The 12,874-nt window shown below is 64.6% G+C and carries 9 protein-coding genes; 7 read left to right on the top strand and 2 right to left on the bottom strand.

The genetic code is table 11. The features are described from left to right. Positions 1–46: 46 nt before the first annotated feature. Entirely contained in the window at positions 47–1,225 is a 1,179-nt protein-coding gene (locus AC1DB0_RS08365; RefSeq protein ID WP_054420984.1) for a M20 aminoacylase family protein, read from the bottom strand. 247 nt (positions 1,226–1,472) lie between these two features. Here AC1DB0_RS08365 and AC1DB0_RS08360 point away from each other — a divergent pair, with 247 nt between their 5' ends. The 7 genes from AC1DB0_RS08360 (at position 1,473) to AC1DB0_RS08330 (ending at position 11,566) form a co-directional block, all read left to right on the top strand. Further along, the gene (locus AC1DB0_RS08360; protein ID WP_476757346.1) at positions 1,473–2,651 is read left to right on the top strand and encodes an isovaleryl-CoA dehydrogenase; all 1,179 of its coding nucleotides are present in this window, start codon (positions 1,473–1,475) and stop codon (positions 2,649–2,651) included. Between the two features lie 22 nt (positions 2,652–2,673). Then, a complete protein-coding gene (aceK, locus tag AC1DB0_RS08355) occupies positions 2,674–4,593 on the top strand; it encodes a bifunctional isocitrate dehydrogenase kinase/phosphatase (RefSeq protein WP_441372632.1) in 1,920 nt (639 codons plus the stop codon). Positions 4,594–4,595: 2 nt separating this feature from the next. Next, the gene (locus AC1DB0_RS08350) at positions 4,596–5,777 is read left to right on the top strand and encodes an acetyl-CoA C-acetyltransferase (RefSeq protein WP_054420981.1); all 1,182 of its coding nucleotides are present in this window, start codon (positions 4,596–4,598) and stop codon (positions 5,775–5,777) included. 218 nt (positions 5,778–5,995) lie between these two features. After that, positions 5,996–7,603: a carboxyl transferase domain-containing protein gene (locus AC1DB0_RS08345; protein ID WP_476757345.1), complete on the top strand. Its 1,608-nt coding sequence runs from the start codon at positions 5,996–5,998 to the stop codon at positions 7,601–7,603. A gap of 57 nt (positions 7,604–7,660) precedes the next feature. Continuing rightward, a complete protein-coding gene (locus AC1DB0_RS08340; protein WP_476757344.1) occupies positions 7,661–9,688 on the top strand; it encodes an acetyl/propionyl/methylcrotonyl-CoA carboxylase subunit alpha in 2,028 nt (675 codons plus the stop codon). Positions 9,689–9,842: 154 nt separating this feature from the next. After that, a complete protein-coding gene (locus AC1DB0_RS08335; protein ID WP_342066345.1) occupies positions 9,843–11,084 on the top strand; it encodes an MFS transporter in 1,242 nt (413 codons plus the stop codon). 107 nt (positions 11,085–11,191) lie between these two features. After that, complete coding sequence (locus AC1DB0_RS08330; RefSeq protein WP_476757343.1) at positions 11,192–11,566, top strand: glutaredoxin family protein; 375 nt, start codon at positions 11,192–11,194, stop codon at positions 11,564–11,566. A gap of 41 nt (positions 11,567–11,607) precedes the next feature. Here the strand turns inward: AC1DB0_RS08330 and AC1DB0_RS08325 are convergent, their stop codons facing one another. After that, the gene (locus tag AC1DB0_RS08325) at positions 11,608–12,825 is read right to left on the bottom strand and encodes a hypothetical protein (RefSeq protein WP_476757342.1); all 1,218 of its coding nucleotides are present in this window, start codon (positions 12,823–12,825) and stop codon (positions 11,608–11,610) included. Positions 12,826–12,874: the final 49 nt, after the last annotated feature.

Here is a 12,874-nt window from a genome sequence, read left to right as displayed (position 1 = left end):
GAACGTAATCCGTGTAGCGGTGAAGCCCATCAAGCGGGCGCGGCGCTCAGGCCGCAAGGTAGCGTTGCGCCAGGCGAACCCAGTACGACGCGCCCGCCGGAATCAAAGAATCATTGAAGTCATAGCTGGCGTTGTGCAGCATGCACGGGCCCAGGCCGTGGCCGGCCATGCGGTGCTCGCCATCGCCGTTACCCAGGAACACATAGCAGCCGGGCTTTTCCTGCAACAGAAAAGCGAAATCTTCCGAGGCCATGGCGGGTTCGATTGTCAGCGCGCGCTCATCGCCCACGACGTCACGCATGACGTTCATGCAGAACTCGGTCTCGGCCACCGTGTTGACCAGCGCCGGGTAGCGGCGCTCGAAGAACACATCGGCCTCGCAGCCGTGCGCGGCCGCGATGTTGCTGGCGATTTCCTTCATGCGGCGTTCGATCAGGTCCACCACATCGGTGCTGTACGCGCGCACCGAACCGCCCAGCCACGCCGTGTTGGGGATGACGTTGATGACGGTGCCACCGGCCTGCACCTGCGTGATCGACAGCACGGCCGCATCCAAGGGGCGCTTGCTGCGGGTCAGGATGGTTTGCAGCGACTGGCCGATGGCGAACAACGCAGGCACCGGGTCGGCGCAGTCTTGCGGCGCGGCGGCGTGGCCGCCCTTGCCCTTGACGGTGATCTTGAAGCCGTTGGCCGCCGCCATCATCGGGCCGGCGCACACGCCGAACGATCCGGCGGGCAGGCCCGGCCAGTTGTGCATGCCGAACACGGCTTCGCACGGAAAGCGCGTGAACAAGCCGTCCTGGATCATCGCGCGCCCGCCCGCGCCGCCTTCTTCGGCCGGCTGGAAGCACAGGTACACGGTGCCATCGAAGCCGCCTGCGGTTTGCAAGTGCTGGGCCGCGGCCAGCAGCATGGCCGTGTGGCCGTCGTGGCCACAGCCGTGCATCTTGCCGTCGTGGCGCGAACGATGTTCGAACTGGTTTTCTTCCTGCATGGGCAGCGCGTCCATGTCGGCGCGCAGCATGATGGCGCGGTCCGACGTGCCACGCTTGATCACCCCGACCACGCCCGTCTTGGCGATGCCGGTATGCGTTTCGATGCCCCAGCCTTGCAGCGTATCGGCCACCACCTTGGCCGTGCGGTGCTCTTCATAGCAGAGCTCCGGGTGCATGTGAATATCGCGCCGCAGCGCCACAATTTCTTCCAGATTGGATAGTTCGAGCACGGCAAACTCCGACTTGTCGAGGCAGATTTCAGGGACAGAGACGGATATTACTCACCGTTACTCCCTGGGAAATACGCATTTCCCTAGGGATAACCCGACTCCAATTTACGTTTACGTAAACGTAATATTTGCGGTGCATCATTGCGCAGCGACGCCGTGTCGGCGCATGATGAGCCACGCGATGCAAACAAGGCGCAGACCACAGGCGCCCATAAGAATGTAAGTACCCACTATCACGGAGACATCGATGAATCTTCCCGGCCTGAACTTCGACCTGGGCGAAGACCTGGACATGCTGCGCGACGCGGTGCGCAATTTTGCGCAGGCCGAGATCGCGCCGCGCGCGGCGGAAGTGGATCGCAGCGACCAGTTCCCCATGGACCTCTGGCGCAAATTTGGCGAACTTGGCGTGCTGGGCATGACGGCCGACGAAGAATATGGCGGCGCCAACATGGGCTATCTGGCCCACATGGTGGTGATGGAAGAAATCTCGCGCGCCAGCGCCTCGGTGGGCTTGTCCTACGGCGCGCACTCCAACCTGTGCGTGAACCAGATCAACCGCAACGGCACGGCCGCGCAAAAAGCCAAGTACCTGCCCAAGCTGATCTCGGGCGAACACGTGGGCGCGCTGGCCATGAGCGAACCGGGCGCCGGGTCGGATGTCGTCAGCATGAAGTTGCGCGCCGAGAAAAAGGGCGACCGCTACGTGCTGAACGGCACCAAGATGTGGATCACCAACGGCCCCGACGCCGACACGCTCGTCGTCTACGCCAAGACCGACCCCGAAGCCCACCAGCGCGGCATCACCGCGTTCCTGGTCGAAAAGGGCTTCAAGGGTTTCTCGGTGGCGCAAAAGCTCGACAAGCTGGGCATGCGCGGCAGCCACACGGGCGAGCTCGTGTTCCAGGACTGCGAGATTCCCGAAGAGAACGTGCTGGGCCAGGTCAACGGCGGCGTGAAGGTGCTGATGAGCGGGCTGGACTACGAACGCGCCGTGCTGTCTGGCGGCCCGCTGGGCATCATGCAGGCCGTGATGGACGTGGTGGTGCCGTACATCCATGACCGCAAGCAATTCGGCCAGGCCATCGGCGAATTCCAGCTGATCCAGGGCAAGGTCGCCGACCTGTACACCACGCTGCAAGCCAGCCGCGCCTTCTGCTACCAAGTGGGCAAGAACCTGGACAAGCTGGGCGCCGAACACGTGCGCCAGATGCGCAAGGACTGCGCCGCACTCATCCTGTACACCGCCGAGAAAGCCACATGGATGGCGGGCGAGGGCGTGCAGATCCTGGGCGGCAACGGCTACATCAACGACTACCCGGTGGGCCGCCTGTGGCGCGACGCCAAGCTGTACGAGATTGGCGCAGGCACCAGCGAAATCCGCCGCATGCTGATCGGCCGCGAACTGTTCAACGAAACCGCCTGATCCGCCGGCCGAGCGCTCCGCCATGATCCGTCTGTCCGACGTCCAGCATATCGAGCCGGCCCCCGCCCCGGGGCCGTCTCCGCTGGATGTCGCGCGGCGGATTCTGGCGGGCTTTGATCGCCACTACGCGCTGTTTCGCTACAGCGCGCAGCGCGCCAAGGCGCTGTTCGAATCCGGCGACTGGCACGGCATTCAGCACCTGTCGCGCGAACGCATCGAGTACTACGACATGCGCGTGCGCGAATGCGCCACGCAACTGGAAGGCGTGTTGCGCGGGCGCCCCGAGAGCGCGCTGGACGACATCCCCAGCCACAACGGCACCAGCAACGGCAACGGCGCGGCCGTGCCCGCCCTGACCGACGCCCAGACCGCCTACTGGCAACAGATCAAACAGGAATTCGTGGGCCTGCTGGGCGAACACAAGCAGCCCGAATGCGCCGAAACGTTTTTCAATTCGGTAACGTGCCGGCTGCTGCATCGCGACTATTTCCACAACGATTTCCTCTTCGTGCGGCCCGCCGTTGCAACGGAATATCTGGACAGCAGCATGCCGTCGTACCGGGTGTATTACCCGGCCACCGACGGCATGGAAAAAAGCCTGATCCGCATGGTGGCCGACTTCGGCCTGGCGCTGCCGTTTGAAGACCTGCCACGCGACACCCGCATGCTGGCGCGCGCCGCGGTCAAGCAATTGCGTACGCTGCTGCCGCGCCATGTGGGCCGGCGCATCGCCAGCGACTGTCAGATCCATGCGCTGGGCTCGCTGTTCTTTCGCAACAAGGGCGCCTACATCGTTGGCCGCCTGATCAACCAGACCACCGTCTACCCCTTTGCCGTGGCGCTCACGCGCAATCCGGCAGGGCAGGTGACGCTGGACGCGCTGCTGTTGGGCGCGGATGACCTGAGCACGCTGTTCAGCTTCACACGCGCCTATTTCCTGGTCGACATGGAAACGCCCGCCGCGGTGGTGAACTTCCTGGCGAGCCTGTTGCCGCGCAAGCCCAAGGCCGAGCTCTACACCATGATCGGCCTGCAAAAGCAGGGCAAGACACTGTTCTACCGCGACTTCCTGCATCACCTGACCCATTCGCGCGACGCCTTCGACATTGCGCCCGGCATCAAGGGCATGGTGATGTGCGTGTTCACGCTGCCGTCTTACCCGTACGTGTTCAAGCTGATCAAGGACCGCATCGACAAAGACGGCATGGACCACGCCACCGTGCGGCGCAAGTACCAGATGGTAAAGCTGCACGACCGCGTCGGCCGCATGGCTGATACCTGGGAGTACTCGCAGGTGGCGCTGCCGCGCAGCCGTTTCGCGCCGGCGCTGCTGGATGAATTGCGGCGGCTTGTGCCCAGCCTGATCGAAGAAACGGATGACACCGTCGTCATCCGCCACGTCTACATCGAACGGCGGATGACGCCGCTGAACATCTATCTGCGCCAGGCGTCCGACGCGCTGCTGGAACCCGCCGTGCGTGAATACGGCGATGCGATCCGTCAGCTGGCGGCGGCCAATATTTTCCCGGGCGACATGCTGTACAAAAACTTCGGCGTCACGCGGCTGGGCCGGGTCGTCTTTTATGACTACGACGAAATCCAGCGCATGACCGAGATGAATTTCCGGCGCATCCCGCCGGCCCCCAACGAAGAAGCGGAAATGGCGTCCGAACCCTGGTACGCCATCGGACCGAACGACGTATTCCCCGAAGAATTCGGCCGCTTCCTGCTAGGCGACGCGCGCGTGCGCGGCGCCTTCATGCGTCACCATGCCGACTTGCTGGAGCCGGACTGGTGGCAGGCCTGCCGCACCCAGGTGGCGCAAGGCCGAATTGAAGAATTTTTCCCTTACGATACGGACAGACGGCTGCGATCGGCACGCCCTTCAGGCACCCGCGCAGTTCCGACTCCCAGACGCTGTCCCGACCCCCACAGGAGCTAGTCATGTCAGATCCCATCGTTATCGTTTCCGTCGCCCGCACCCCCATGGGCGGCATGCTGGGCAGCTTGTCCGGCCTGGCCGCGCATGAGCTTGGCGCGGTGGCCATCAAGGCCGCCATCGAGCGCGCCGGCATCAAGCCCGAGCAAGTTGATGAAGTCATCATGGGCAACGTGCTGCAAGCCGGCCAGGGCCAGGCGCCCGCGCGTCAAGCCGCACTCGGCGCAGGCCTGCCGCTGGGCGTGGCGTGCACCACGATCCACAAGGTGTGCGGTTCGGGCCTGAAGGCAGCCATGTTCGGCCACGACCTGCTCGCCGCCGGCAGCGCCGAAGTTGTCGTCGCGGGTGGTCAGGAAAGCATGAGCAACGCGCCGTACCTGCTGCTCAAGGCGCGCCAGGGCTACCGCTTTGGCCACAACACCGTGTATGACCACATGGCGCTGGACGGCCTGGAAGATGCCTACGACAAGGGCAAGGCCATGGGCGTCTTCGCCGAAGACTGCGCCACCAAATACGAATTCACGCGCGAACAGCAAGACGCGTTCTCGCTGGAATCGCTGCGCCGCGCCCGCGCCGCCACGGAAGATGGCAGCTTCAAGTGGGAAATCGCCCCCGTCACCGTCGCCGGCCGCAAGGGCGACACCGTGATCGATACCGACGAAGCCCCCACCAAGGCCATGCCGGAAAAGATCCCGACCTTGAAGCCCGCCTTCAAGAAGGACGGCACCATCACCGCCGCGAACTCGTCGTCGATCTCCGACGGCGCAGCCGCCATGGTGCTGATGCGCGCGTCCACCGCCGAAAAGCTCGGCGTGAAGCCGCTGGCCCGCATCGTGGCGCACAGCCAGCACTCGCAAGAACCGGGCTGGTTCACCACCGCCCCGGTTGGCGCGCTGAAGAACCTGTTCGCCAAGACCGGCTGGAAGGCCGAAGACGTGGACCTGTACGAAATCAATGAAGCCTTCGCGGTGGTCACCATGGCCGCCATGACCGACTTCAAGCTGCCGCACGACAAGGTCAACGTCAACGGCGGCGCCACCGCCCTGGGCCACCCGATCGGCGCATCGGGCGCGCGCCTGATGGCCACGCTGGTTGGCGCGCTGCGCAAGACTGGCGGCAAGCGCGGCGTCGCCACGCTGTGCATCGGCGGCGGTGAAGCCGTCGCAATGGCCATCGAAATGGTCTAAGGCAATGCCTGGGAGACGGACTCACCCTCCGTCTCCCGATTGGCTTTTCGCCGCGCCTTTCTTGTGTGGCTTCCGGACGCGACAACGAGTCGCGGGCCATGCTTGGAAAGGCGCAACGAAAACCCAATCGACAAGAATGCCCGGCCCACCGGGCAGCGAGACAAACCGCTCGACCAGAGCGCCTTCAAATTCCAATCAAGCAGGACGGGTGGAACCCCATGCCCATCATCGAATCCCGCATCAATCCGCGGTCGCAGGACTACACCGACAATGCGCGCGCCATGCAGGCGCAGCTGGATGATCTGAATCAGAAACTGGCGCAGACCGCGCTGGGCGGCAGTGAAGCCGCGCGCGCCAAGCACGTGGCGCGCGGCAAACTGTTGCCTCGCGACCGCGTCGAGAACCTGATCGATCCGGGCACCCCGTTCCTGGAACTGTCGCCCATGGCGGCGCACGATATGTACGACGGCGACGCGCCGGGCGCCGGCGTCATCACCGGCATCGGCCGCGTGTCGGGCACCGAATGCGTCATCGTCTGCAACGACGCCACCGTCAAGGGCGGCACGTACTACCCGATGACGGTCAAGAAGCATTTGCGCGCGCAGGAAATCGCCGCGCAAAACCATCTGCCTTGCGTCTACCTGGTGGATTCGGGCGGCGCCAACCTGCCGCAACAAGACGAAGTCTTCCCAGACCGCGAACACTTCGGCCGCATCTTCTACAACCAGGCGCAGATGTCTGCGCAAGGCATTTCGCAGATCGCCGTGGTGATGGGTTCGTGCACCGCGGGCGGCGCGTACGTGCCCGCCATGAGCGATGAATCCATCATCGTGAAGAACCAGGGCACCATCTTTCTGGGCGGCCCGCCGCTGGTGAAAGCGGCCACCGGCGAAGAAGTCAGCGCCGAAGACCTGGGCGGCGGCGACGTGCACACGCGCCTGTCCGGCGTGGTCGACCATCTGGCCGCCAACGACATGCATGCGCTGCAACTGGCGCGCAACGCTGTGGCGCGCCTGAACCGCAAGAAGCCCGCGCCGCTGGCGACCATTCCCGCGCGCGAACCGCGCTACGACCCCAGCGAATTGAACGGCATCATCCCCGCCGACACCCGCAAGCCCTACGACGTGCGCGAAGTGATTGCGCGCATCGTTGACGGCTCCGAGTTCGACGAATTCAAAGCGCGCTTCGGCCCCACGCTGGTCACGGGCTTTGCGCACATCCAGGGCATGCCGGTAGGCATCGTCGCCAACAACGGCATCCTGTTTTCGGAATCGGCGCAGAAGGGCGCGCACTTCATTGAACTGTGCGCGCAGCGCAAGATTCCGCTGGTGTTCCTGCAGAACATCACCGGCTTCATGGTGGGCCGCAAGTACGAAAACGAAGGCATCGCGCGCCACGGCGCCAAGATGGTGACGGCGGTGGCAACGGCCGCCGTGCCGAAGTTCACCGTGCTGATCGGCGGCTCGTTTGGCGCGGGCAACTACGGCATGTGCGGCCGCGCCTACTCCCCGCGCATGCTGTTCATGTGGCCCAACGCGCGCATCTCGGTGATGGGCGGCGAGCAGGCTGCAAGCGTGTTGGCCACCGTCAAGCGCGATGGCATCGAAGCGCGCGGCGGCAAGTGGTCGGCCGACGAAGAAGCCGCCTTCAAGGCGCCCATCCGCGAACAGTACGAACACGAAGGCCATCCGTATTACGCCACGGCGCGCCTGTGGGACGACGGCATCATCGCCCCGGCGGACACGCGCCGCGTGCTGGGCCTGGCGTTGTCGGCCGCGTTGAATGCGCCAATTGAAGACACGCGCTTCGGCGTGTTCCGCATGTAGGGCAGGCGCCACCGCCGCCCCCGCAGATCAAGAAGAACACCAGCCAGGATGACATTCATGTTCGACACTTTGCTGATTGCCAATCGCGGAGAGATTGCCTGCCGCGTCGCCGCCACCGCCCGACGCATGGGCATCCGCACCGTTGCCGTGTATTCGGATGCGGACGCCAATGCGCGCCACGTGGCGGCCTGCGATCAGGCCGTGTACATCGGCGGATCGGAACCGCGCGCGAGCTACCTGCGCGCCGACGCCATTCTGCAAGCCGCCATCGACACCGGCGCGGGCGCCATCCACCCGGGCTACGGCTTCCTGTCGGAAAACGAAGCCTTTGCCGAAGCCGCGGAAAAAGCCGGCATCTCGTTCGTGGGCCCGCCCGCCTCGGCCATAGCCGCCATGGGCAGCAAGTCGGCCGCGAAGTCGTTGATGGAAAAGGCCGGCGTGCCGCTCGTGCCGGGCTATCACGGCGACAACCAAGACCCGCAATTCCTCAAGACCCAAGCCGATGGCATCGGCTACCCCGTGCTGATCAAGGCCAGTGCGGGCGGCGGCGGCAAGGGCATGCGCGTCGTGGAATCATCGGGCGCATTCCTGGATGCATTGGCCTCGTGCCAACGTGAAGCCGCGTCCAGCTTCGGCGACGACCGCGTGCTGATCGAACGCTATCTGCAAAAGCCGCGCCACATTGAAATCCAGGTGTTCGCCGACACGCACGGCAATTGCGTCTATCTGTTTGAACGCGATTGCTCGGTGCAGCGCCGCCACCAGAAGGTCATTGAAGAAGCCCCCGCGCCGGGCATGACGGAAGAACGCCGCCGCGCCATGGGCGAGGCCGCCGTGGCCGCCGCGCGCGCCGTGGGCTACGTAGGCGCAGGCACCGTCGAGTTCATCTCGGAACCCGACGGCCGTTTCTACTTCATGGAAATGAATACGCGTTTGCAGGTCGAGCACCCGGTCACCGAAATGATCACGGGTCACGATCTGGTTGAATGGCAATTGCGCGTAGCGGCCGGCCAGCCGCTGCCTGCACGCCAGGAAGACCTGCGCATCAATGGCCACGCCATCGAAGCCCGCATCTACGCTGAGAACCCTGAGAAGGGCTTCCTGCCGTCGATTGGCACCTTGGCCTACCTGGGCCTGCCCCCGCACACCGCGTTCACCAACGGCGATATCCGCGTGGATGGCGGCGTGCGCACGGGCGACACCATCACGCCGTTCTATGACCCGATGATCGCCAAGCTGATCGTGCACGGCGCTGACCGCGACCAAGCGCGTGCCCGCATGCTGCAAGCGCTGGCGCAAACGCAGGCCGTGGGCGTGCAAACCAACGTCGCGTTCCTGTCGCGCCTGATGAGCGACAGCGCCTTTGCCGCCGCCGACCTGGACACGGGCCTGATCGAACGCCAGCGCGCCACGCTGCTGCCGGAACCGCAAGCCGCCAATGCCGCCACGCTGGCGCTGGCCTCGGCCGCCGTGCTGGTGCGCCAGGGCCTGGCCCAGCCCGGCCTGGCATCCTCCGGCAAAGGTCCGGCAGACCCCTGGGACGCGCGCGACGGCTGGCGCCTGGGCAACCAATATCAACGCCATCTGCAATGGGTGGACAACGGCGAGACGCGGCGCGTCACCGTGGCCCGCCAGGGCAGCGCGTGGACGCTGGACACCGGCGCGGGCGCCCAACCGTTTCTGTGGCGCTCGCACGCCAGCGCCAACCCGAACCTGGCCTATGGCCTGCGCATCACGCTGGCAGGCCACGAGAACGCCGGCACGGTCGTGCTGCATGGCGACCGCGCCCACGTCTTCGGCGAAGGCGGCGTGCACGTCCTGGAGCTCTACGACCCCCTCACGCACGCGCAGGACACGCAAGGCGAGCACAGCGGCGGCCTGACGGCCCCGATGCCCGGCAAGATCATATCGATCTCGGTCAAGGCGGGCGACACCGTCGAAAAGGGCCAGCCGCTGCTGGTGATGGAAGCCATGAAGATGGAACACACGATCTCCGCGCCCGCCGATGGCAAGGTCGAAGAAGTGTTCTACGGCGTGGGCGACCAGGTCACCGAAGGCGCTGAACTGGTGTCGATCGGGGCGTAGGCGCTTGCCCTGGCGCGCCATCGCGGTGGTCGTCAGGCTTGCCTCATTGACCGCAGGCTATCGCCCTGCCGGCTGGCGCTTTAGTTTCGCGTCAGCCGGCTGTCACTAGAATGTGCCTTCCGGCGCCGCCCGCGCGCCTGCCGCGCACGCTCCCATGCCCGCCCCCGATTCCCCCAGTCCGCTTACCCGCCCCCCGTTCCTGCACTTCCTGTTCGCGCGCGTCAGCGCGTCGTTGGCCTTTCAGATCGTCTCGGTGGCGGTGGGCTGGCAGATCTACGCGCTGTCCGGCAGCGCGATCGACCTGGGGCTGATCGGCCTGGCGCAGTTTCTGCCCATGGCCGCGTTGACGCTGGTGGTGGGCCACGTCGCCGACCGCTACGACCGCCGCAAGATCGTCGCCCTCTGCATGGCGCTGGAAACGCTGGCCACGCTGGTGCTGGCCATTGCCGCCTTGCACGGCGTGGGCGGCAAGACGCTGATCTACGCCACCATCATCATCATGAGCTCGGCGCGCGCCTTCGAAGCGCCGACCTTGTCCACGCTGATCCCCGCCGTGGTGCCACGCGAATGGCTGCCACGCGCAACCGCCTTGGCGTCTTCGGGCGGCCAGATCGCGCAGATCGCCGGCCCCGCGCTGGGCGGCATCGGTTATGGATTTGGGGCAGGGTGGATCTATTGTGTCGCCGCGGCGTTGTACCTGTCGGCCTTCGCGTCGATTGCCACGCTGGTGATCGAACGCGCCCCGCCGCGCAAGGAACCAACGACGTGGCGCACGCTGTTCGCCGGCATCACGTTCATCTTCCAGCGGCGCTTGCTGCTTGGCACCTTGTCGCTGGACTTGTTCGCCGTGCTGCTGGGCGGCGCCACGGCGCTGCTGCCGATCTTCGCCAAAGACATCCTCAACGCCGGCCCCTGGGCGCTGGGCGCGTTGCGCGCGGCCCCCGCTTGCGGCGCGGCGTTGATGTCGCTGACGCTGGCCCGCTTGAGCCTGGGCGAACACGTGGGGCGGCTGCTGTTTGGTTCGCTGATCGTGTTCGGGCTGGCGACCACGGTGTTTGGCTTGTCGACCTCCATTCCGCTATCAGTCGCCGCGCTGGTGGTGCTGGGCGCGGCGGACGCGGTGAGCGTCGTGGTGCGCTCGTCGCTGGTGCAGCTGAACACGCCCGACCACATGCTGGGGCGCGTCAGCGCGGTAAACACCTTGTTCATTGGCGCGTCGAATCAGCTGGGGGAATTTGAATCCGGGCTGACGGCGGAACTGTTCGGCGCCGTGCCGGCGGTGGTGATTGGCGGTATGGGAACCATCGCGGTTGCCGGGTTATGGATGCGATGGTTCCCGGAATTAAGAAAGCTGAAGACCTTGCAGGGGCACGAGATGCCGCAGAAGCAGGCGTGAAGCCATGGGCGTGAAGCCATGGGCTTGAAGTCATCGGCTTGAGGTCACAGGGCTGAAGGCACACAGGGTAGACTGGCTGCCTCTTTCTTCCTATCGAGTCCCCCACCATGTTTGTGAAAGTCCTACGTGTCGGCCTGGGTCAGTTGATTGTGCTGGGCGACGCGTTGACGCGCCCGCGCCCGCAGAAGCGCTCGGCACAAGGCCAGGCGGCGGTCAATAAAGACGCCGCCGCGCTCGCGCTCTATCAATTCAATGCCTGCCCGTTCTGCGTGAAGACGCGTCGCGCAATGCATCGCCTGAATGTGCCTGTCGCGCTGCGCGACGCCAAGAATGATCCGCAAGCGCGTGAGCAATTGCTGGCGGGCGGCGGCAAGGTGAAAGTGCCTTGCCTGCGGATCGACGACGCGGACGGCACGCGCTGGATGTATGAATCCAACGAGATCATTGCGTATCTGGATAAGCGGTTTGGTGGGGTGGCGTGACGATGGGGCAGGGGCGTAACCCATTACCCCTCCAAGCCTGGCTATCGGAATGCCTCGATCACGTTTGGCGACGCCTTGTCTATCGGCTTTCCGTATACGGTTGGCTTTCTGTAGACCATGCCGCGCAGCAACTCATCCATCTTGGGCATCTTGAAACTCGTGGCGCTGGGCGCCTGACGAAAATTCTCGATGCTGGCGGGCAAGCGCTGCACGGTCAGTGACTGAATCAGGCACATCGTGTCACGCGCGGTTTTCTGGCACTTGTCCATGTTCAGCACGGGTTGGCCGTCCATCAGTACGAAACCATCGGTCAACACGACCTCGCCTTCTTTCAAGGTGATTGACGCGATCGGAGCAAAGTGCAGTTGCACAGTCATGCCTCGCACCTCTAGCTCCTCGGCCGTGCCGGCCTCGACGCCGCGCTGGGCGCTGCGCTGCCACCGGAATTCACGAGCGGCTTCATCGCAGCCGCCCCCCAGACGTACTACCACTTCGCAACCCTCGCCCAATCCGTCATCGGTTGCTTTCTCGTACTGCGGCCACGGACCCGTTTTCTTGTAGCCGATATCCGTCGTCTCGATCAGCGTAGACACGCCGACTTCTTCCAACGCCTCATCTATTGTCCAACTCCGCGTCCCGTTGGGAGTCGCGGCTCCTGGCTGACGATAAGTGATGACGTTGAGACGGTATTCGCCCGGCCACACGGGAATCACCTGATACGTGATCGCGCCATTTGGTGTTTGGAACTGAGGCCCAAGGTCGAAGTGATCGAGTTTGTGTTTGCCATGGCCGGCGGTGATGGCATAGTCGCGCTCGGTCTTATGATTCCAACGCATCAACAGGCTTTGCTGGCGCAGAAACTTCTCACGCGTGGCTGCGTCGTCGAAATTACGCTGGCCCCCCGCATCAAGGTTGATGGTCGGAATCACCAACAAAGCCATGCCGTCGCGCACAAGACTGCCAATCGCGTTATCGAAGCTCGACCGTTGCCGCTCCGTTGTTTCGGCCACTTTCGCGACCCATTCGGGGTCGGGCGGCGACAGCGCAAGGGCGACCGCAGGCGTGAAAAGTCCAATCAGGCAAACTCGGGCGAGCACGGGAACAAGCGACATCGTTCTTCTTTCCTTTTTCTGATTCAAGGATGGACGGCGAGGGCGTGCCAGCGCGGCCTCGCAGAAAAAACGGCCCGGCCATGATATCGCGATGCCGCCAGTGCGCCAGCGCGCCAGGAAATCGTTGCATTTGTCATGTTTTGCCACGCACGATGGGCGAGTTCCGTGTTGAATGTCGCGCAAGAAAACCCATCAG

This window comes from Achromobacter sp. 10T422 (assembly GCF_056394065.1).
This window is presented reverse-complemented; position numbering and strand designations above follow the sequence as displayed.